Origin of the sequence: Pseudoalteromonas luteoviolacea H33-S, from assembly GCF_001625695.1 — a bacterium.
Classification (GTDB): Bacteria; Pseudomonadota; Gammaproteobacteria; order Enterobacterales; family Alteromonadaceae; genus Pseudoalteromonas; species Pseudoalteromonas luteoviolacea_B.
Genome location: NZ_AUXY01000058.1, coordinates 1 through 22352, shown reverse-complemented (window position 1 = coordinate 22352; position 22352 = coordinate 1). Strand labels below are relative to the sequence as shown.

At 41.9% G+C, this 22352-nt stretch carries 17 protein-coding genes; all 17 read left to right on the top strand.

Annotated features, from left to right (window positions below):
* Positions 1-13: 13 nt before the first annotated feature.
* The 17 genes from nusA to N477_RS06720 all read left to right on the top strand — a co-directional run bounded on the left by nusA (position 14) and on the right by N477_RS06720 (position 22024).
* Complete coding sequence (gene nusA, locus N477_RS06800) at positions 14-1513, top strand: transcription termination factor NusA (RefSeq protein ID WP_063361757.1); 1500 nt, start codon at positions 14-16, stop codon at positions 1511-1513.
* A gap of 26 nt (positions 1514-1539) precedes the next feature.
* On the top strand, positions 1540-4218 hold the full coding sequence (gene infB / locus N477_RS06795) for a translation initiation factor IF-2 (RefSeq protein WP_063361756.1): 2679 nt from the start codon (positions 1540-1542) through the stop codon (positions 4216-4218).
* A 106-nt stretch (positions 4219-4324) separates the two neighbouring features.
* Positions 4325-4729 (top strand): 30S ribosome-binding factor RbfA, encoded by a 405-nt coding sequence (gene rbfA / locus N477_RS06790; RefSeq protein WP_063361755.1) that lies wholly within the window; start codon positions 4325-4327, stop codon positions 4727-4729.
* Positions 4729-5664, top strand: a complete 936-nt coding sequence (truB, locus tag N477_RS06785; protein WP_063361754.1) for a tRNA pseudouridine(55) synthase TruB — start codon at positions 4729-4731, stop codon at positions 5662-5664. Before rbfA ends, truB begins: the two co-directional genes overlap by 1 nt.
* A 103-nt stretch (positions 5665-5767) precedes the next feature.
* Positions 5768-6037, top strand: coding sequence for a 30S ribosomal protein S15 (gene rpsO, locus N477_RS06780; RefSeq protein WP_036975065.1), 270 nt, complete (start codon positions 5768-5770; stop codon positions 6035-6037).
* Between the two features lie 245 nt (positions 6038-6282).
* The gene (pnp, locus tag N477_RS06775) at positions 6283-8412 is read left to right on the top strand and encodes a polyribonucleotide nucleotidyltransferase (protein WP_063361753.1); all 2130 of its coding nucleotides are present in this window, start codon (positions 6283-6285) and stop codon (positions 8410-8412) included.
* Between the two features lie 106 nt (positions 8413-8518).
* On the top strand, positions 8519-9412 hold the full coding sequence (nlpI, locus tag N477_RS06770) for a lipoprotein NlpI (protein WP_231098098.1): 894 nt from the start codon (positions 8519-8521) through the stop codon (positions 9410-9412).
* A complete protein-coding gene (locus N477_RS06765; RefSeq protein WP_063361751.1) occupies positions 9413-10585 on the top strand; it encodes a hypothetical protein in 1173 nt (390 codons plus the stop codon).
* Between the two features lie 238 nt (positions 10586-10823).
* Entirely contained in the window at positions 10824-13616 is a 2793-nt protein-coding gene (locus N477_RS06760) for a monovalent cation/H+ antiporter subunit A (protein ID WP_046356587.1), read from the top strand.
* Positions 13616-13987: a Na+/H+ antiporter subunit C gene (locus N477_RS06755; RefSeq protein WP_063361750.1), complete on the top strand. Its 372-nt coding sequence runs from the start codon at positions 13616-13618 to the stop codon at positions 13985-13987. Before N477_RS06760 ends, N477_RS06755 begins: the two co-directional genes overlap by 1 nt.
* Positions 13984-15495, top strand: coding sequence for a monovalent cation/H+ antiporter subunit D (locus N477_RS06750; protein ID WP_063361749.1), 1512 nt, complete (start codon positions 13984-13986; stop codon positions 15493-15495). The genes N477_RS06755 and N477_RS06750 overlap by 4 nt, the downstream gene beginning before the upstream one ends.
* Complete coding sequence (locus N477_RS06745) at positions 15496-16032, top strand: Na+/H+ antiporter subunit E (RefSeq protein WP_063361748.1); 537 nt, start codon at positions 15496-15498, stop codon at positions 16030-16032.
* Entirely contained in the window at positions 16026-16295 is a 270-nt protein-coding gene (locus tag N477_RS06740) for a K+/H+ antiporter subunit F (protein WP_023397675.1), read from the top strand. The genes N477_RS06745 and N477_RS06740 overlap by 7 nt, the downstream gene beginning before the upstream one ends.
* 12 nt (positions 16296-16307) lie before the next feature.
* Complete coding sequence (locus tag N477_RS06735) at positions 16308-16634, top strand: Na+/H+ antiporter subunit G (RefSeq protein WP_269199996.1); 327 nt, start codon at positions 16308-16310, stop codon at positions 16632-16634.
* A 321-nt stretch (positions 16635-16955) separates the two neighbouring features.
* On the top strand, positions 16956-19016 hold the full coding sequence (locus tag N477_RS06730) for a methyl-accepting chemotaxis protein (RefSeq protein WP_231098097.1): 2061 nt from the start codon (positions 16956-16958) through the stop codon (positions 19014-19016).
* A 136-nt stretch (positions 19017-19152) separates the two neighbouring features.
* A complete protein-coding gene (locus N477_RS06725; RefSeq protein ID WP_063361746.1) occupies positions 19153-21090 on the top strand; it encodes a DNA topoisomerase III in 1938 nt (645 codons plus the stop codon).
* Positions 21091-21166: 76 nt separating this feature from the next.
* Positions 21167-22024: a tetratricopeptide repeat protein gene (locus N477_RS06720; RefSeq protein ID WP_063361745.1), complete on the top strand. Its 858-nt coding sequence runs from the start codon at positions 21167-21169 to the stop codon at positions 22022-22024.
* Positions 22025-22352: the final 328 nt, after the last annotated feature.

Below are 22352 nucleotides of genomic sequence, written 5' to 3'. Positions count from 1 at the left end.
CGAGGCAAAACCTATGGCAAAAGAGATCTTGTTGGTTGCAGAAGCTGTATCCAACGAAAAAGCAGTCCCAAGAGAGAAAATTTTTGAGGCGTTAGAGTTCGCACTGGCGACTGCAACAAAGAAAAAACATGACGGTGAAATTGAAGTACGCGTTTCTATTGATAGGAAAACGGGTGAATACGATACGTTCCGTCGCTGGCAGGTTGCAGAGCCGCTAGAAGATGGTTCATTAGAAAATCCATATTCTGAAATTACCATCGAAGCTGCACAAGTAGAAGAGCCAGAGTTACAACTGGGTGACTATGTTGAAGAGCAAATTGAGTCTATTCAGTTTGACCGCATTACAACTCAAATGGCAAAGCAAGTTATCGTACAGAAAGTACGTGAAGCTGAGCGTGCACTCGTTGTTGATGCATATAAAGATCAAAAAGGTGAACTTGTTACGGGCGTAGTTAAAAAAGCGTCTCGTGATACAGTTGTGATTGATCTGGGTAACAATGCTGAAGCGGTTATTTATCGTGAAGATATGCTGCCACGTGAAAGCTTCCGTCCAGGTGACCGTGTTCGTGGTCTATTGTATGAAGTGAAGCCTGAAGCGCGCGGCGCGCAATTATTTGTTACTCGCTCTAAGCCAGAGATGCTGATGGAATTATTCCGCATTGAGGTACCAGAGATTGGTGAAGAGATGATCGAGCTCAAAGGTGCAGCTCGTGATCCTGGTTCACGTGCAAAAATTGCGGTTAAATCAAATGACAAGCGTATCGACCCAGTAGGTGCATGTGTAGGTATGCGTGGTGCACGTGTACAAGCAGTATCTACAGAGCTAGGCGGAGAGCGCGTTGATATAGTACTATATGACGACAATCCAGCTCAGTTCGTAATTAATGCAATGGCTCCGGCAGAAGTTGCATCAATTGTGATGGATGAAGATACACGTACAATGGAAATCGCTGTTGAAGCCGATAATCTTGCACAAGCGATTGGCCGTAACGGGCAAAACGTTCGACTTGCTAGCCAGTTAACTGGTTGGGAACTGAACGTAATGACAGTTGAAGATATGGAGCGTAAAAACGCTGAAGAATCTGATAAACTGATCAGCCTATTTACTGACAACCTAGATATTGATGATGACTTTGCAGAGTTTTTAATCAACGAAGGTTTCTCTACGCTTGAAGAAGTGGCATACGTGCCAGTTGCTGAGTTCCTTGAAATTCAGGGGCTAGACGAAGACACAGTTGAAGAGTTACGTAAACGTGCAAAAGATGCTTTAACAACTAAAGCACTTCGTGATGAAGAGTCTTTAGAAGGTGCTGAACCTGCTCAAGACCTACTAGACTTAGAAGGTTTAGATCGTCACTTAGCATTTGTGATGGCGAGCAAAGGCGTTATCACCCTAGAAGATTTAGCAGAACAGGGTATCGACGAATTAGTTGAGATCACTGAATTATCTGAACAGCAAGCGGGCGACTTTATTATGGCTGCACGTAATATTTGCTGGTTTAGTGAAGAGTAGTTTATTAACGGGAGGTAACGCATAGCATGGCAGAAGTGAGCATAGAAAAACTAGCCGAGAACATTGGTACAACTGTCGATAAATTACTACAGCAGTTAACAGATGCAGGGATCACCAAAGCCAAAGGCGATCAGGTAAGTGAATCTGAGAAAGCCAAGTTACTTGACCACTTGAGCAAGCAACATGGCGGCACAGGTTCAGATGGCCCTGAGCGTATGACTCTTCAGCGTAAAAGCAAGAGTACCTTAAGTGTTACTGGTTCTACTGGTAAAGCTAAATCGGTTCAGGTAGAAGTACGTAAAAAGCGCACTTACGTTAAAAAGAGCGCAATCGAGCAGCAAAAAGAGCAAGAACGCTTAGCTGCAGAGGAAGCTGCGCGCAAAGAAGCAGAATTGAAAGCTCAACAAGAAGCTGAGCAACAAGCGAAAGAAGAAGCTGAACGCAACGCCCAACAGGAGGCAGAGCGAAAAGCCAAAGAGGAAGCTGAGCGCAAAGCTAAAGAAGAAGCCAAACGTAAAGCAGAAGCAGAACGTCAAGCGAAAGAACAGCAGAGTAAAGAAGTGGATAGCGCCCAACAAGAGCAAGAGAAAATCGAAGCAGAACGTCTTCGTACAGAAGCAGAAGCAGCAGCTGTGAAAAAGGCTGAAGAAGAAGCAAAACGTCAAGCAGAAGAAGCTCGTCGTCTAGCGGAAGAGAATGAAGCACGTTGGAAAGCTGAAGAAGAAGAGCGCAAAAAACGCGAAGCTTCTGCAGATCACCACATGACGACTTCTACATATGCACGTGAAGCAGAAGATGAATCTGATGCACGTGAAGAGAAAAGTGCACGTCGTAAGAAAAAGAAAAAGCCACAGGCGAAAGGCGATTCTAACGCACAGTCACGTGGTAAAAAAGGCAAGCTTAAAGCGCCTACTTCTCTTCAGCACGGTTTCCAAAAGCCTGCGGCAGAAGTTAAACAAGAAGTTCGTATCAGTGAAACAATTACAGTATCTGAGCTTGCATCACGCATGGCTGTGAAAGGTGCTGAAGTTGTAAAAACACTGATGAAGCTTGGTGAAATGGTAACGATTAACCAGGTTATTGACCAAGAAACTGCACAGTATGTTGCAGAGGAAATGGGTCATAAAGTTGTTCTTGTTAAAGAGAACGAACTTGAAGAGAAAGTATTAAACGATCGTAGTGACAACGAAAGTGTTGGTCCACGTGCGCCGGTTGTTACTGTTATGGGTCACGTTGACCACGGTAAGACGTCAACACTAGATTACATTCGTAAAGCGAAAGTAGCAGACGGCGAAGCCGGTGGTATCACGCAGCACATTGGTGCATACCATGTTGAAACTGACGGTAACATGATCACGTTCCTAGATACTCCGGGACACGCGGCGTTTACATCAATGCGTGCACGTGGTGCAAAAGCAACGGATATCGTTGTTCTAGTTGTAGCTGCTGATGATGGTGTAATGCCTCAGACTAAAGAAGCTGTGCAGCACGCAAAAGCTGCTGAAGTACCGCTTATCATCGCTGTAAACAAAATGGATAAAGAGGGCATCGACCCAGATCGCGTTAAAAACGAGCTTGCTCAATTGGATGTTATTCCAGAAGAGTGGGGTGGTGATACGCAGTTTGTTCATATCTCAGCGAAAACAGGTCTAGGTATTGACGACTTACTTGAAGCTATCTTGATGCAAGCTGAGCTACTAGAGCTTACAGCGCCTCAAGAAGGTATGGCACAAGGTGTTGTTATCGAATCTCGTCTAGATAAAGGTCGTGGTCCAGTTGCAACTGTACTTGTACAAGGCGGTACACTGGAGCAAGGTAACATTGTACTTTGTGGCCTTGAGTATGGTCGTGTTCGTGCGATGAGAGACGAAAACGGTAAAGAAATTTCACAAGCTGGTCCGTCAATCCCTGTAGAGATTTTAGGTCTTTCAGGTGTACCTGCGGCGGGTGATGAAGCAACGGTTGTTAAAGATGAGCGTAAAGCACGTGAAGTTGCTCTATATCGTCAAGGCAAGTTCCGTGAAGTGAAGCTTGCACGTCAGCAGAAAGCGAAGCTTGAAAACATGTTCACTAACATGACTGAAGGCGATATTTCTGAAGTTAACGTTGTACTTAAAGCAGACGTTCAAGGTTCAATCGAAGCAATCTCTGATTCACTAACTAAGTTGTCTACAGACGAAGTTAAAGTGAAGATTGTAGGTAGCGGTGTTGGTGGTATCACTGAAACTGATGCAACACTTGCAGCGGCTTCAAATGCAATCATCGTTGGTTTCAACGTACGTGCGGATGCATCAGCACGTAAAGTGATTGAAGCTGAAAACCTTGACCTTCGTTACTACAGCGTTATCTACGACCTGATCGAAGAAGTGAAACAAGCAATGGCTGGTATGCTTGCGCCTGAGTTCAAACAAGAGATCATTGGTCTTGCTGAAGTACGTGACGTGTTCAAATCGCCTAAGATTGGTGCTGTTGCTGGTTGTATGGTAACTGAAGGTATCGTTAAGCGTAGCGCTCCAATTCGTGTACTACGTGAAAACGTGGTTATCTACGAAGGTGAACTTGAGTCACTTCGTCGCTTTAAAGATGATGTACAAGAAGTTCGTAACGGTATGGAATGTGGTATCGGCGTTAAGAACTACAACGACGTTAAAGTTGGCGATCAAATTGAGGTATTCGAAACTGTTGAAGTACAGCGTTCACTGTAATTCTCGCAGGGTCTAAACCTTGAAATGGGGGCATTCGCCCCCATTTGTGTTTGTGTTTTTTGGATTTTTATAGCATAAAAATCAATAGTTTATATAAGTGGTGACAATGAGAGAATTTTCTCGTACGGATCGCGTTGCACAGCAAATTCAAAAAGAAATTGCGGTTATTTTGCAACGAGAAATTAAAGATCCAAGATTAGGTATGGTGACTGTATCAGCAGTTGAAGTATCTCGTGATTTATCCTACGCAAAAATCTTCGTAACTGTTTTAAGCAGTAAAAGTGATGAGGATACGAAGCAAAACCTAGCAATTCTGAATGATGCAACGGGCTATATCCGTTCATTGCTTGGTAAACGTATCCGCGCACGTATTATGCCAGAGCTACGATTTGTACTTGATAACTCACTAATGGAAGGTATGCGTATTTCTAATTTGGTTGATGAAGTGATCCGCACTGACAAAGAAAAGCGCGGTGAAGATACGGATTCAGTTGAAGGTGGTGAAGAGTAATGGCCCGTCGTAGTAAAGGTCGCCCGGTTGATGGCATTGTACTTTTACACAAGCCACAGGGGATCTCATCTAACAAAGCTTTGCAACAGGCTAAAGGCATCTACTTTGCACAAAAAGCGGGTCACACAGGTGCGTTAGATCCACTGGCAACAGGTATGCTGCCAATCTGCTTTGGTGAAGCGACAAAGTTTACGCAGTTTCTATTAGATACTGATAAAACTTATGTTGTGCGTGCACAATTAGGTGAACGTACAACGACGTCAGACTCAGATGGGGAAATTGTTGAAACACGCCCTGTTGAAATTACGCAACAGCAATTAGAGCAGGAAGTTGCTAGCTTTTTAGGTGAGTCTGATCAATATCCTTCGATGTATTCTGCGCTCAAATATCAAGGCCAGCCATTATATAAGTATGCACGTGAAGGCATTGAAGTGCCGCGTAAATGCAGAAAAATAAACGTATATAGCATCACTCTTGATGAATACGATGCTGACAGTCAACAGATCCAGATGACCGTGCACGTTTCAAAGGGTACTTATATTCGCACTATTGTTGACGATCTGGGTGAAAAGCTTGGCTGTGGTGCACATGTGATCATGCTTCATCGCAGTGGTGTTGGTCACTACCCAGCAGAAAAGATGATCACTATTGAAGCGTTAGAAGAAAAGTTACAACAGGCTAAAGCGGATGGTATTGAGCCGTCAACATATATTGATGAGCTACTGCTTCCGATGGATACCGCACTGGTCGACTTACCGACGATTACTTTAACCAAAGAGCAAGGCGTTGCTTTTAGCCATGGGCAAACTGTGGTGGTAGGTGAAGTACCTGAAGGCGTTATAAAGGTAATGGCTGAAGACACGTTTATCGGTATTGGCGAACGTAACAAGCATGGCCATCTAAAAGCAAAAAGAGCACTATCTAGCGCACAATAGCTTTGTCAGCGGCATTAATTACTGATACAATGCCGCCGCTTTGTCGCTTTGGCTGAATTAGTGATCGGCTGAAGCATTAAATTTATTTAAATTGGAGTTTATTATGTCACTAAGCAACAAAGAAAAAGCAGAAATCGTAGCAAAATTCGCACGTGCAGAAGGCGACACTGGTTCTCCAGAAGTTCAAGTTGCACTTCTAACTGCTGATATCAACAAACTACAAGGCCACTTTGCTGACCACAAACACGACTTCCACTCTCGTCGTGGTCTACTACGTAAAGTTAGCCAACGTCGTAACCTTCTTGATTACCTTAAAGGTAAGAACGTTGAGCGTTACGCTGCGTTGATCAAAGAGCTTGGCCTACGTCGCTAAGAATTTGATGAATTGTTGGATTTTTATCCGACAATAAAAAAGGGGCGAATTCGCCCCTTTTTTTGTGCGTGTACTAGCAGTATACTTACCCTCGCTCATGCATAGTGCTGAGCAAGCGCCGATACTTCTGCCAATTGTAGTGCTTAAGTAGAACTCTATGAGTAGCCAGTAAATTTTGGTTGTTCTATTTAAGACTGTAATTGGTTGTTGTTGGCGTTTTAATATATTTTTTAAGGAATATTTTTGTGCAAGCAATAATTAAAGAATTCCAATTAGGTCAACACACAGTGACTCTGGAAACAGGTGCAATCGCACGTCAGGCTGACGGTGCGGTTTTAGCAAGCATCGGTGACACATCAGTACTAGTGACTGTTGTTGGTAAGCGTGAAGCAGCGCCTGGTCAGGACTTCTTCCCTCTTACGGTTAACTACCAAGAAAAAATGTACGCAGCTGGTCGTATCCCAGGTGGTTTCTTGAAGCGTGAAGGTCGTCCTTCTGATTCAGAAACACTAACAGCGCGTCTAATTGACCGTCCAATTCGTCCATTATTCCCAGACGGTTTCGTGAACGAAGTTCAAGTTATCGCGACAGTTGTTTCTTCAGATCCTGAAATTCAGCCTGATATGGTTGCGTTGATCGGTACTTCTGCAGCACTAGCAATTTCTGGTGTACCATTCAATGGTCCTATCGGTGCAGCGCGTGTTGGTTACATCAATGGTCAATACGTACTTAACCCAACTGTAACTGAGTTAGCTGAAAGTAAGCTAGACCTTGTGGTAGCGGGTACTGAAAATGCAGTACTGATGGTTGAATCAGAAGCTGAAATCTTAACTGAAGAAGAGATGTTAGGTGCTGTTGTATACGGTCACGATCAGTCTCAAGCTATCATCAAAGCAATTGAAGAGTTCAAGGCTGAAGCTGGCAAACCTGCTTGGGATTGGACTGCACCTGAGAAAAACGTAGCACTAGCAGACAAAGTAGCTGCAATTGCAGAAGAAAAAGTAGGCACGGCTTACCTTATTACTGACAAAGTAGCACGTAAAGAGTCTCTATCTGAAGCAAAAGCAGAAGTAATTGAAAAGCTAACTGCTGAGCTGGCTCAAGGCGAAGAGCTAGACGAGCAAGAAGTTGGCAAGCTATTCAGCTCTCTAGAGAAGAAAATTGTTCGTGGTCGCATCATTGCAGGTGAGAAACGTATCGATGGTCGTGAACCAGATATGGTTCGTGCACTTGACGTAATGACTGGTGTACTCCCACGTACACACGGTTCATCAATCTTCACACGTGGTGAAACTCAGGCATTAGTAACTGCTACTTTAGGTACTGAACGTGACGCGCAAATGATGGATGACCTAGTTGGTACTCACAAGCATCACTTCATGCTTCACTATAACTTCCCTCCATTCTGTGTAGGTGAAACTGGTTTCATCGGTTCTCCAAAGCGTCGTGAAATCGGCCACGGTAACCTTGCAAAGCGTGGTGTTCAAGCTGTAATGCCAAGCCTAGAAGAATTCCCTTACTCAGTACGTGTTGTATCTGAAATCACTGAGTCAAATGGTTCATCTTCAATGGCATCTGTATGTGGTACTTCTTTGGCTCTGATGGACGCAGGTGTACCTGTTAAAGCTTCTGTTGCTGGTATCGCAATGGGTCTAGTTAAAGAAGGCGAAGAGTTCGTTGTTCTTTCAGATATCTTAGGTGATGAAGACCACCTAGGTGACATGGACTTTAAAGTAGCAGGTAGCAGCGCTGGTGTTACTGCACTTCAGATGGATATCAAGATTGAAGGTATCACGAAAGAAATCATGCAGATCGCACTTAAGCAAGCTAAAGCTGCCCGTATGCATATCCTTAGCGTGATGGATCAAGCAATTGCTGCACCTTCACAAGAGCTATCTGAATTCGCTCCGCGTATTTACACAATGAACATTCCACCGAAGAAGATTGCAGACGTAATCGGTAAAGGTGGTGCAACAATTCGTCAGCTAACAGAAGAAACTGACACAACTATCGAAATCGAAGATGACGGTACTGTTAAGATTGCTGCAACTAATGGTAACAGCGCTAAAGAAGCGATTGCACGTATTGAAGCACTGACAGCTGAGCTAGAAGTTGGCACTATCTACAACGGTAAAGTAAACCGTATCGTTGACTTTGGTGCGTTTGTAAATGTACTACCAGGTAAAGATGGCCTTGTACACATTTCTCAAATCAGCAAAGAGCGTGTTAATAACGTATCTGACCACCTGAAGGTAGGCCAAGAAGTTAAAGTTAAAGTACTAGAAGTAGACCGCCAAGGCCGTGTACGTCTAAGTATTAAAGAAGCACTTGAGCCATCGGAGCCTGCTGCAGAGCAAGCACCAAAAGGTGAGTAATTTTATGTAAAGAAACAATAAGTTTCGTTAAAAGGGGCTGAATGGCCCCTTTTTTTGTGCTTTAATGGCTGACACTATAATTATCTGGCCCAAAGAGGGATATACCTTGAGATTTTTACTATTACCTTTGCTTGGATTGAGCTTATTGGGCTGCCAAAGCACTCAGCAGGCGAATATTGAAGATAAACTGCAACCACTGCTACCAATCCCTTTCACCGAGCCAATGCAACCTAACCCTCGCGCTCAAATCGAAGTTGCTCGCTATAGTGAATTATTAAATAGCGCAGAGCTTACTCGTAATCAAAGAGCGGAGTTATATCACATACGCGGCAAGTTATACGACAGCTTGGGTTTAGCGCAATTGGCTCAAATAGATTTCAATCGTGCACTAAAGCTCAGACCAGATCTTGCTGAAACATATAATTTTATTGGTATACACCATACATTGCGCCAGGAGTTTAGTGAGGCTTACGAAAGCTTTGGATCGGTGCTTGAGTTAGATGAAAGCTATGAATATGCTTATCTAAATCGCGGCATTGCACTGTACTATGGCGGCAGAAAAGAGATAGCGGTCACTGATTTTGAGCGCTTTTTATCAAGCTCACCAGATGATGCATACAGAATGCTATGGTTATATATAGCACATAGTTCTATAGACCCGATTACTGCGCAAGCGCAATTAAAAGCAAACCGTCAGCAACTCAATAAAGAAGCTTGGTCAACTCAAATTGTGCAGTTTTACTTAAATGAGATAAGTGAAGAGCAATTCTTAGATGGCATAACAGCGGGTGTGAAAACTCAAAAAGAGTATGCAGAAAGACTCTGCGAAGCATATTTTTATATAGCGAAAAAGCACTTGAGTACAGGTAGTTATGTGAAAGCGGCGGAGTATTTTAGGCTAACTTTAGCAACTAATGTATATGAATTTGTCGAACATAAATATGCTAAATTAGAGCTTCGCCTGTTACGAGAAGCATTACTAAAAGCAAGTGCTAGCTAAGTGATGCTACGTCAGTACCTGACTGGTATTGTCTTTCTGTTGATGGCTGTTCCGAGTAGCAGCCAATATATAGCAAGTTTGGCCGATATGAAAGGCTCCGAACTGAATATACTCGTTACCCGTGCCGCGCAAAACTTTAATCCCTCAAATTATGCTTATTTGCGACTCAAGCAAATCCCAGAGCAACTCACCGATGAGCAAGTTCAATCGCTAAGGCGAACTGGCTATCCTATTTTTGCTTTTGAATGGGCTATTAGGCTTGTAGCAAACAGTCATTATGAGCAAGCGTGGCTTTTAATCGAAAAATATTGGCAACAGAGCACATCGTCAGCACGTATTCGGTTGTTAGATCTATTAGAGGAGCAAGGAGAGTATGCGCTTATGACACGTATATTTGATCAGCTAGAGGTTGTAGAGCCTTATGCTTCTATATATGGTCTTGAAGTCGGCAACTCGATAAGCACCTTGAATAAGGCCAGTGTTGATACTTTAGGTGTGTCCGTATTTGGTTGGCATACTCCAACTGCAAGTTGTAAATATTCTATTATATTATTTGCGGAGACCTTATCTGGTGTAAAGCAACTCAAGCGTCTAAGAGCACAGTACAATCAAAGCACATTATCTGAATTGCTTCCATATTGCTTATCTGATCCTTTATATGTTGGAGACCTGACACAGTGCTCAGGAGGAGAGTCTAACTTCATCAAATGCAATATTGATCATTTACTTCAAGAGTCATCAGTGCAACAAGCCAGACATTTAGTGATCATGACAAATAAACAAGGCTTGGCAAATGTATATAATGGTGTGATGAGGCTTCATAATAAGAGCCAATATGAGCTGTTTGTACACGAAATGATGCATTTCGCTCATTTTGAAGATGAGTATCCAGTGCCTCAAGCAAAAGCTGATTGGCTATGTAAAACATCAGGCTATAAAGCCCCCAATTTATATGTTGGTACAAGTGCCCCAAAAGGATGGTATAAGAGCGAGACTTGTAAGTTTGGGCAGCTAGCGTCGTACAAACCGCAACATATCGCATCAAAAATGCAATATCACGAAATTCACTTGTCAAACCACTATTTAGGATTATGGTTAAAGTCATTAAATAGAACTTTATCAGTGCCCAGCGATTATCAAGTTTATCTCAACGAGCTAAATGCTAAGCATTGATCTGAGTTAAATGAGCGTACCTTTTATGAACAGGATCTGAATTGTTTGTTAATCTTGTCTACAATTTAAACAGCCAGTACGTGAAACCCTAGACAAGTCAAACACTAATAAAGTATAACTGGTAGACGTTATGTGTGATAAAAATGCACGTAAAAAATAAACAGAACACGATCGCCATGACGTAATCATAACGTGCATTTAATAGTGATGAACGGCATCGAAGATATAAGGCTTCTTTATGACTTTGCTTTGGATACCATTGATATCCTTGTTAGGTAGTTTACTCTCATCGTTAACAGGTAAACTCTCTCGCAATCAGTCTACTGCAATCACCTTGATTGCACCTACTGTGGCTCTTTTATTAGCCATTGATTTAGCTCCCGCAGTGTTTGCTGGGGAAGCTGTTCGCGCAACGCTAGATTGGGTACCAATACTCGATCTTGACGTGTCTTTCCGTTTGGATGGATTGGCACTTTTATTCGTATTTATGATCTTAGGTATTGGCATATTAGTTATTTTCTATGCACGCTATTACCTGAGTGAAAATGACTCAATGCCCAAGCTTTATGCTTATCTAATGTTATTTATGACAGCCATGCTAGGCATTGTAATGTCTAACAACGTCTTGCAATTGTGGGTATTTTGGGAATTAACCAGTATAAGTTCATTTTTGCTGATAAGTTATTGGTGGCATAAATCAGAAGCGCGTAAAGGCGCAAAAATGGCGCTGGCAATTACCGGTGGCGGCGGTTTAGCATTATTGGCTGGTTTACTATTACTCGGTAATATCGTTGGAAGTTACGATTTAGACATTATTTTGGCTAGTCGTGAGCTTATCCAATCTCATGATTTATATGAAGTGGCATTAGTACTTGTCCTATTAGGCGCATTCACTAAATCCGCGCAATTCCCTTTCCATTTCTGGCTACCTCACGCTATGGCTGCGCCAACACCTGTAAGTGCTTACTTACATTCTGCGACTATGGTTAAAGCGGGTATTTTCTTACTTGCACGTTTTTACCCAGCTTTGGCGGGCACAGAAATTTGGTTCATCTTAGTGGGTTTGACAGGTCTGATAACGCTACTTGTTGGTGCGTATATCGCTTTATTTAAGCATGACTTAAAGGGTCTACTGGCATTTTCGACTATCAGTCACCTTGGTCTTATCACCCTGCTACTGGGCTTGGATACCGAGCTTGCTACTGTCGCGGCTATTTTCCATATTATTAACCATGCTACGTTTAAGGCGTCGCTCTTCATGGCGACCGGCATTATTGATCATGAAACTGGCACCCGAGACATGCGTAAACTCAATGGTATGTGGCGCTTTATGCCTTATACCGCTACATTGGCGATGGTTGCTGCTGCATCGATGGCCGGTGTTCCGCTGTTAAACGGTTTCTTGTCGAAAGAAATGTTTTTTGCAGAAACATTGCACCAGCAGTTACTGGGTTCAATGTCATGGCTTATCCCTATTTTAGCAACCATTGCTGCTGCTTTCTCTGTGGCTTATTCTGCACGATTCATTCACGATGTTTTCTTTAATGGCGATCCGGTTGATTTACCAAAAGAGCCTCATGAAGCACCGCGTTATATGCGAGTACCTATTGAGATATTGGTGGCGCTATGTTTGATTGTGGGCATGTTCCCGAATTTTATTGTCGACGGCATTTTAAGACTGGCTTCTGGCGCTGTTTTAGGTGGCGAGCCGCCTGAATTCTACATCGCAATTTGGCACGGCTTGAACTTACCCCTGCTAATGAGTGCAATTGCTGTTTGTGGTGGTTTACTGATATATACTCAGCGCAAATACCTATTCCAATTCCAAGCATCTCTTCCACCAATTAATGCCAAAAAAGGTTTTGAGAAGACCATGCACTCTGTGGTGATCTGGAGTCAAAACAAAATTAGCGCTATTGAAAATGGCTCATTGCAGCGTTATTTAATGCTGATGCTGTTGGTTGTGCTTGTCAGCGCAGGTTGGCCTTTATTTGAGATGAGTCAATTAGTGGGTGAGAATACACTTACACCTGTTGATATTCATAATGGTATTGGCGCTGGACTATTAATGATTGGTGCGATTAGCACTGTGATTTGGCACCGCACGCGTATGGTTGCCTTGCTTATGATCTCAGTTGTAGGTTTGATGGTATCTGTTGCCTTTACGCGCTTCTCTGCACCAGATCTTGCGTTAACACAGTTAACGGTTGAAGTGGTGACCATTATTCTGTTGATGTTGGCTTTGTTCTTCTTACCGCAGAAAACACCAAAAGAGTCTAGCTCGATTAGAACGCTGAGAGACTTGGGGATCGCGTCAGCGATTGGTGTCATTATCGGCAGTATTTGTTATGCCCTGATCACACGACCTTTGACTTCTATCTCTGATTTCTTCGTTGCTAACGCGAAAACGGGCGGCGGTGGTACTAATGTCGTAAACGTTATCCTAGTTGACTTCAGGGGCTTTGATACGCTTGGTGAAATCGTTGTATTGGGGATTGCAGCTCTGGGTATATACAAACTGATTATTCATTTACCATTGTTTATGCCAGGCAGTGACTCTGAGGGTAGACCTTGGGCGAAAGAGCGCTATCCGCTTCTATTGGCTTCAATTTCTCAAAGCTTGTTACCACTCGCGTTGTTAGTGTCGTTCTACATTTTCTTGAGAGGGCATAATCTACCAGGTGGAGGCTTTATCGCAGGTCTAGTCACAGCAATAGCCTTTATTTTGCAATACATTGCACATGGCTCAAATTGGATTGCAGAGCGATTTACCTTGAACTACAGAAAGATTATCGCATCAGGTATTGCGATAGCGATGTTATCTGGTTTAGGTAGTTGGGTATTTGGACGTCCATTTTTGACTACGTGGTTTGATTATTTTGATATTCCATTGATTGGTGAGATTGAGCTTGCCAGTGCATTAGTATTTGATTTAGGTGTTTACATCACCGTTGTAGGCGCAACGCTGATGATACTAGCAAGTCTTGGTAAAGTGACTGCAAATGCACCCAAAGAAGAGGTGAATATTTAATGGAGCTTTTGTATTCTTCATGCGTGGGCCTCTTAGTGGCCTGCGGTGTATTTTTGATTTTACGTGCAAGAACGTTCCCGGTTGTCCTTGGTTTAACCATGCTCTCGTACGCAGTTAATTTGTTTTTATTTGCATCAGGACGTTTGTCTATGAACCAAGCCGCTGTGCTTGGTTACAGCGAAAGTTATGCAGATCCGCTGCCACAGGCATTAGTTTTAACAGCCATCGTAATTGGCTTTGCGATGACTGCATTTGTGGTGATTTTAGCGATCCGTGGTCGTGCTGATTTAGGTAATGATCACGTCAATGGGGTAGTGCCTGATAAATCAAAAACAAATTCTCGTCAGGCGAAGGAGCAGGGTAAAGCATGAGTCAACATTTAACTTCTTTACCTGTTTTATTACCTATGTTGGCGGCAGTGCTTATGCTGATGCCGCCATGTGGAAAAAATTTAAAAATTAGGCGTTACGTCTCTGTTTTGATGGGCTTGATAACGACAGTGGTATCTGTGTCGTTGCTTGCTTATGTAAAAGTTAATGGGACGCAAGTGTACGCTATTGGTGATTGGTCAGCGCCATTTGGTATTGTGTTGGTTGCGGATCCTATCTCAACTTTACTGGTCTCGCTTACGTCGTTTTTAGGCTTAGTTTGTGCGCTTTATAGCTGTGCTGGTGATGACGAGCAAGGTAGTTTTTTCCACCCGCTTTTACACTTCTTAATTTTAGGTGTGAACGGTGCCTTCTTGACGGGAGACGCATTCAACCTATTTGTTTTCTTTGAAGTATTGTTGATTGCATCCTATTCATTGCTGATGCATGGTGGCGATAAACGCAATACCCGTGCAGCATTGCAATATGTTATTTTAAACTTGGTTGGTTCATCTGTGTTTCTAATTGCCCTTGGTATTTTATACGGTACTTTGGGTACATTAAATATGGCCGATATGGCAACACGCGTGATGGAATTACAAGGCGATGATGTATATCTGGCTAAAATAGGTGGCTTGTTGTTGCTGGTCGTATTTGCTCTAAAAGGTGCTTTATTACCGCTTCATTTGTGGTTACCAAATACTTACTCGACAGCAATGCCAGTTGTTGCTGCTTTGTTTGCTATCATGACTAAGGTTGGTGTGTATTCAATGATGCGCGTTTACACCTTAATTTTTGGTGAGCAAGCAGGAGAGTTGAGCCATATGGCACAACATTGGTTGTGGTGGCTTGCGCTGGCAACTATCGTAATGGGCGCAATCGGTGTGCTTGCAAGCCAAGATCTTCGTAAGATGGTTGCAAACTTAGTGGTAGTTTCTGTTGGCACCTTGGTGGCACTTGTCGCTGCACAAACAGTTGATAGCAGCGCCGCAGCAATCTATTACTTAGTTCATTCAACACTTGTCTCAGCAGCTTTATTCTTAATTGCTGATTTAGTGGGTAAGCAAAGGGGTAAAGTGAGCGACCGTATAACAGCGGGTCGTCCTGTAGCGCAGCCGTTGTTCCTTGGTGGTGCATTTATTTTTGCGGCAGTAACCGTCATTGGCATGCCTCCGTTGTCAGGTTTTATTGGTAAAGTTTGGATCTTAGAATCAACGTTGGAGTCAGCACACGGACATTGGTTCTGGCCAATTTACTTAATTGCTAGTCTAGCAGTATTGGTTTCCGTATCAAAAGCCGGTAGTACTGTTTTTTGGCATCACACCGGTAAAGGTGAAGCGAATACCGAAGAAAAGGCACATCCTGTGCAGATGGTTGCCGTGTTGATGTTGGTTGCGGCGTCTCCATTGATGGTTATCTTTGCAGGCCCAGTTACTGACTATGCTCAGTTTGCAGCAGTTGAACTGCACAACTTTTACGGCCTTATCCAACATGTATTAGGAGGCAAGTAAATGAGATTAGAAGCTAAATACAAATGGTTACCTACTCCGTTTAGAAGTTTGCTGTTATTTTCGGTGTGGCTATTACTCAATAATACTGTTGCCCTCGGTCATGTTATTTTAGGGTTAATTTTGGCGATTGTGATCCCATTGATCACACACCCTTTTAGAACCAAGCAACCTCTGGTTGTGAGACCGTTTAGAGCGCTGAGCCACTTAATGTTGGTTTTGTATGATATCTTGACTGCAAATATTGAAGTTGCGATTAAGATTTTAGGTCCGACTAAAAAGCTGAAGCCGGGTTTTGTAAAAGTGCCACTAGATTTAAATGAGGCTATGCCTATCACAATTCTAGCGAGCACGGTATCGTTAACGCCAGGTACTGTTAGTGCTGAGGTATACCCTTGGCCAGAGACAGTTGAGGGTGAAGCACCGAATTGTCAAAAATACTTACTTATCCACGTTTTAGATTTGGATGATGAGCAAGCGTTGATCAATACCATTAAATCTCGTTATGAGGCACCTTTGAAGGAGATCTTTGAATGTTAGACACGATCATCTTAATTGTTTTTGCCATGATTGGTTTGGCGCTACTGTTGAACTTATGGCGCTTAGTCGTTGGCCCATCAGTGCCAGACAGAATTTTGGCACTGGATACCATGTACATTAATACCATTGCGTTAATTATTCTATATGGAATGAACATGGGGACGTCGCTGTATTTTGAAGCTGCGTTGTTAATTGCTTTACTTGGCTTTGTTAGTACGGTTGCCGTGTGTAAATACCTGCTTCGTGGCGATATTATTGAATAGGAGGCCATGTAAGTGGATATTGTAATTTCAGTTTTGCTCTTAATGGGTGGGGTTTTGGTACTAGTAGGCTCAATCGGTTTGGTAAAAATGCCAGACTTTTTCATGCGCCTACATGGGCCGACTAAAGCAACCACTTTAGGCATGGCATGTTTGCTTTTTGCCGCGATGGCACATTACAGTGAATATGGTGATGGGCTTAGTTTAAAAGAGATTCTAATTTCTTTGTTTTTACTTATTACCGCGCCAATCAGTGGTTATATGTTGATTAAGTCTGCAATTCACCACCGAATTGATTCTACTGATAAGACGACTGGCAAAGACAACATAGAAGAAGATTAAACCCTTATATTAAGCTGGGTGTGTCGGCACCCAGTTTTATTTCTTACCCTATCACTTTATTCTTAAATATTTATATTCTTAATAAACAATTAATCCAGATTAATTTATTCTTGCACATTTCAATTTAAACACTTATTGTCAATTAATCTTTAATATTTCTGTAGCATAATCAATTCTAGAAATTAAAGAACCAACTTCTAACAGTTCACTCTTCGTGCGTTTTTAGACTCACCTGTGGTTAGTCAAATTAGAATTACAAGGTCATTTATGCGACAAATCTCAATTAAATACAAACTCATGTGCTTTGTTATTACGATAATAATGGCAGTAATAGCAATGCTCGTGATAACAACATGGTTGCATTTACAAGATGAAAATAAAAAACAAAGTGAGCAAATACAATCTGTAATTCTATCGGAAATTAATAGCCGCTTGGCTGCTCAAGGAGATTATTACGCACAGAAAATTGCTGCGTTTTTAAACTCCGCATATCGTGTACCAAATACATTGGTGGGTGCATTAGAGTCGACATTAACAGCTCCTCTTGCTCGTAGTGATATTCAATCAATGCTTAAAGGTGCCTTGAAAGCAAGCCCAGATATTTCTTCTGTATATGTGCATTTTGAAGAAAATGCCTATGATCAGAAAGATGCGCATTTTACTAATGATGCTGCGCACTCGGTTTTAGGGAGTGGCGCACTTGAAATGTATTTTACTCAGGATAATGTGGGTATTACTCAACATAGCGTCATGTCCTCCTCAGCAAAATATTCAGAAGCGCTCAATCGCTATGGTATACGTGAGGCTGAATGGTATTTATGTGCAAAAGAAAGTAAATTGCCATGCATTATGGAGCCGTATCTATACGAAATTTCCAAAGGCAATGAAATGTTGATGACATCACTGACTGTGCCTATTACACAACATGGACGATTTAAGGGAATTATTGGTGTGGATGTCAACTTGCCAAGTCTACAGAGATTAGTGCAAGAACTTTCAAGTCAGCTTTATCAGGGACAAGGAAAGGTATTATTACTCAGTGAACTTGGCTTGGTTGCAGGTGCAAGTCATCATCATGATAGTTTGGGTAAACCTCTCACTGAAATTTTAGAAAGTACACTTGCTGAGCAACTAACATCTTTGCATACGAATACAGGCTATCAAGAAGTTGGCAATTCCATTTTTGTTGCCAGTCCAATCAAGATTCAATTGGCGAATACGGTCTGGTCTTTAGTAATTGAGGTCCCAAAGCAAGAAGTTTTATCTTCAGCCTTTATGCTTGAAAAGCAGTTGCATCAGTCCACTGAAGACCTTGGGAGCTGGATGTTGATGCTGGGAATAGTGATTGTCAGTGTGGCTTTGGCTTTGAGTATCTTCTTGATCAATACGATCACCAAACCTCTTTCATATATTCAATCACGGGTTTCTAATCTTGCCTCCAGTGAAGGGGACCTAACACATAAGCTTGATGTTACGCATCACGCAGAATTAATCTCTTTGGCGAATGGCTTTAATCTATTTACAAATAAATTAAGGCACATGATCGAGGATCTAAAAGGGCTCGCCCAGCAGTCGTATCAACAGTCATATGTTACGACAGAGGCGGCAATCAATATAAAAAATAAAGTATCAAATCAACATATTGAGATCGATAGTGTTGTGACAGCAATTAATGAGCTTAGCGCGACGGCCAATGAAGTGGCCAGAGCTTGTGAACAAGCAGCGTCTACAACAGATAAAGCTGTTGGAACAGTCAATGAATGTGAGCGCAAAATCGTTTCGACAACGAGTACGGTTGAAGAGATTGCAGATCAAGTTTCGTTCGCTCAGTCCGCATTTAATAAGGTTGCTAAACGCAGTAATGATATTTCACAAATCTTGGATGTGATCAGAGCGATAGCAGAGCAAACGAACCTATTGGCATTAAATGCAGCGATAGAAGCAGCGCGAGCTGGAGAGCAGGGCAGAGGGTTTGCAGTGGTAGCAGATGAAGTACGTTCTTTAGCATCTAAAACACAAGCGTCGACCGATGATATTGCAAAATTGATTGAAAATTTACAAAGCGAAATTAAAGGGTCTGAAGAGATAATCGAACATACGGTGAACAAGGGCCGTGATGCAACACTTTTAAGCCGGGAGGCAGCAAGCACCATGAAAGGACTTGTGGCTGAACTACATACTATCTCCCATGAAGTGACTCAAATAGCAACCTCTGCTGAAGAGCAAAGCATGGTAACAGAAGAAGTTAATACAAATACGACGAGTATTGCTGATGCAGCTCGTGAGTTATCGCAGTTTGCTGACGAGGTCGAGCTGGCAGCGAGTATGATGACTCAATTGGTCGAGCAAAAACATGGGCAGTTAAATTTGCTGAAGACATAACTCCCACTAGTACGGGCAGTTTTTGATAAAAATAGCGAGTTTCTTATTTAGTAAAAGACGCAATTATTTGCAGACCCTAGATTTGTTTAAATGAGTTGGCTAGAATGACTGTAATTATATACAGTAAATGAATTTTATGAAGCTCTATATCGCAGAAAAACCTTCACTTGGGCGAGCAATTGCCGATGTACTACCAAAACCCCATAAAAAGCAGGATGGGTTTATAGAGTTAGGCAATGGTGATTGCGTTACTTGGTGTATTGGCCATCTGTTAGAGCAAGCAGAACCAGAAGATTATGATGAGCGCTATAAAAAGTGGCTGATCCAAGATTTACCCATTGTGCCTTCAGAGTGGAAATTTAAAGCTAAACCAAAAACAAAAAAACAGTTATCTACTGTTAAGCGGTTAATAAAAAAGGCGAATGTTTTAGTCCACGCTGGAGACCCAGATAGAGAAGGTCAGCTACTTGTTGATGAAGTGATCCAAGAGGCTAAACTTTCACAAGCAAAAAAATCATCAGTTGAGCGTGTACTAATAAGTGATTTAAACCCCAGTGCAGTAAAAAAAGCGCTTAACCAATCTAAATCTAACACTGAATTCATGCCTTTGAGCATCTCTGCGTTAGCTAGGGCAAGAGCAGACTGGTTGTATGGAATGAATTTGACTCGTGCATTTACCTTAGCTGGGCAAAAAGCAGGTATTCAAGGTGTGCTATCAGTTGGACGGGTACAAACGCCTGTATTAGGTTTGGTTGTGCGCAGAGATGAAGAAATTGAAAACTTTGTCTCAAAACCGTTTTATGAAGTGATAGCAATACTGCAAAAGCAGACAGGTGAGCAGTTTGAAGCTAAGTGGATCCCCAGTGAGGCTTGTTTACCTTACATGGATGAAGAAAAGCGGGTGTTATTGAAATCTCTGGCAGAGAATGTAGCGAGTAGAATAAAAGATAAACCGGCAGACCTAACTGAACTGGAGCAAATACCTAAAAAGCAAAATCCGCCGTTGCCATATAACTTATCAGCTTTGCAAATCGATGCAAATAAGCGATTTGCTATGTCAGCCAAGCAAGTATTAGATATCTGCCAATCCTTATATGAAAAGCATAAATTAATTACTTATCCTAGATCAGATAACCGATATTTACCTAAAGATCATTACAGTGAGCGCAATGACATATTAGCAGCAATGCTTAACAACAAGGGTGAAAAAGAGTCGCATATCAACAATGCGGACTTAAGCTTAAAAAGTAAATGCTGGAATGATAAAAAAGTAGAAGCTCATCACGCAATCATACCAACAAAGAAACAACTAAAAACAGCGCAGCTGGGTCATCATGAGCTGCAAGTTTATGGATTGATCTGTAGGCAGTATTTAGCACAGTTTTACTCTGCTTACTTATATTCTCAAACTAAAGCGCATATACAGATCTCTGGTGGTAAGTTTATAGCCAAAGCAGATACGGTGATCGATATGGGCTTTAAGGTTTTGTATCAATCAAATAAAAAAGAGTCAGAGGATAAAAAGCAACTACCGATGCTTGAAGTTGGTGAGCCATTACACTGCACAGATGGTGTAGTAATGGAAAAACATACACAACCCCCAAACTTTTATACAGAGGCGACATTATTAAGTGCCATGACGGGTATTGCTCGTTATGTAAAAGACAGTGATATTAAAAAAGTGCTGAAAGAAACAGACGGCTTAGGAACCGAAGCTACACGTGCAGGTATCATAGAGCTTCTTTTTAAAAGGAACTTTTTAAGTAGAGAAGGGAAGTCGATTAAGTCTACAGAGCTAGGACGCGGGCTTATTAACACAATCCCCAATAACCTATCACTGCCTGATAGAACAGCGCTGTGGGAATCGCAATTAACAAACATTGCGCAAAAGGCGGCTTCTTATAATCAGTTTATGTTACCGCTGCAAAATGAGCTGTCTGAACTCGTGGGGCTATCTCAAACAATTAATACAGACGCATTAAAAGGGATCTCAACAACAAGTGCTTTCAAAAAGAAAGGCAGTTACCGTAAAAACCGTCGTAAGTCAGCTTATACGAAAGGAAAAAGTAAATAGTTAGTGATAATTACCTTGTAAAGTACAAACAAGACACTATATAGCTATTAGAATCTAAATTAAGAACGCCTTATTTATGGAAAACAAAATTACATTAACGCCTGAAAATATCCAACAGGTACTATCATCTTCCTCTGCAGATCACCTTGTCTTGTTGAGTTTTTTTAGTGCTCAGCACCCTGATTGCGCGGCTCAAGCTGCTATATTGGACGAATTAGCAACACAGTATAAAAGTAGCATTACCATTGCGACGTTAGATTGTGATCTTCAACAGGCGTTAGCAGGGCAGTTAGCGCAGCAAGTTGGTTTACAAGCCTTACCTACTATAGTTGTGTTAAAGGCAGGTTCGCCTGTAGATGTGTTGGCTGGCGCTAAGACAAAGGAAGAAATTACGAAAGTACTTACCGAGCATTTACCTTCGCCAGAATTGATTTTGCTAGATCAAGCAAAACAATCATTAACAGCAGGAGATTTAAATGCTGCGTACTCACATGCTAAACAGGCATATGATATTGCTAGAGGTAACCCTAGAGTAAATTTGGTTTTTGCAGACATTTGCATTCAAATACAAAAAACAGAGGACGCTGCAGCATTACTTGCGACGATCCCAGAAGATCAACATGACGCTTATTACAATAACTTGCAAGCTAAGCTGATCCAAGCGCAAGAGGCGCAGGAATCTCCTGAAATAAAAAGATTGACGCAAGCTGTTGAACAAAACCCTGAAGATTTAGCTTTATTATGCGAACTAGCTCAAGCACAAGTTGATGCAGGGAAAAAAGAAGATGCTTTAGACTCACTGTTTAAAGTCCTGAGTAAAGACCTAGCTTTTGGTGAAGCAAGAAAAGGCTTTTTAGACATTATTGCGTCTTTACCGGAAGGTGACGCAGCAGCGGCAAGTTTCCGTAGAAAACTATATAGTCTTCTTTACTAACCTCCTTGTTATGTTGGCGTGGTGAAGATCGCGCCAAGAAATTTCTTGCAACTTCTCAAATATGTACAATACTTAAATTCCTTTTTCGAAAAGTCATGACATTTTGATTAAAAAATGATGACAAGGCTTGTGTTTTTGCACGTTTCGGGCGGATTTTTAATCGTTTAAGTGTTTTCTATAAGTTTTCTTAAAAAAACACTTGATCAAAGTTAGGATCTCCCTATAATGCGCACCCACTGACACGGAGCAACTCGCTGAAAAGCAAAGAGCAAAGTGAAGGTTAAAGTTAAATTGAAAGGTTAATTAAAAAATTAAATTTTCTAGTTGA

Coding starts and splice junctions, on each gene's coding strand:
- nusA (WP_063361757.1), top strand. CDS start 14: ATGGCAAAAGAGATCTTGTTGGTTGCAGAAGCTGTATCCAACGAAAAA.
- infB (WP_063361756.1), top strand. CDS start 1,540: ATGGCAGAAGTGAGCATAGAAAAACTAGCCGAGAACATTGGTACAACT.
- rbfA (WP_063361755.1), top strand. CDS start 4,325: ATGAGAGAATTTTCTCGTACGGATCGCGTTGCACAGCAAATTCAAAAA.
- truB (WP_063361754.1), top strand. CDS start 4,729: ATGGCCCGTCGTAGTAAAGGTCGCCCGGTTGATGGCATTGTACTTTTA.
- rpsO (WP_036975065.1), top strand. CDS start 5,768: ATGTCACTAAGCAACAAAGAAAAAGCAGAAATCGTAGCAAAATTCGCA.
- N477_RS06760 (WP_046356587.1), top strand. CDS start 10,824: ATGACTTTGCTTTGGATACCATTGATATCCTTGTTAGGTAGTTTACTC.
- N477_RS06755 (WP_063361750.1), top strand. CDS start 13,616: ATGGAGCTTTTGTATTCTTCATGCGTGGGCCTCTTAGTGGCCTGCGGT.
- N477_RS06750 (WP_063361749.1), top strand. CDS start 13,984: ATGAGTCAACATTTAACTTCTTTACCTGTTTTATTACCTATGTTGGCG.
- N477_RS06745 (WP_063361748.1), top strand. CDS start 15,496: ATGAGATTAGAAGCTAAATACAAATGGTTACCTACTCCGTTTAGAAGT.
- N477_RS06740 (WP_023397675.1), top strand. CDS start 16,026: ATGTTAGACACGATCATCTTAATTGTTTTTGCCATGATTGGTTTGGCG.
- N477_RS06730 (WP_231098097.1), top strand. CDS start 16,956: ATGGCAGTAATAGCAATGCTCGTGATAACAACATGGTTGCATTTACAA.
- N477_RS06725 (WP_063361746.1), top strand. CDS start 19,153: ATGAAGCTCTATATCGCAGAAAAACCTTCACTTGGGCGAGCAATTGCC.
- N477_RS06720 (WP_063361745.1), top strand. CDS start 21,167: ATGGAAAACAAAATTACATTAACGCCTGAAAATATCCAACAGGTACTA.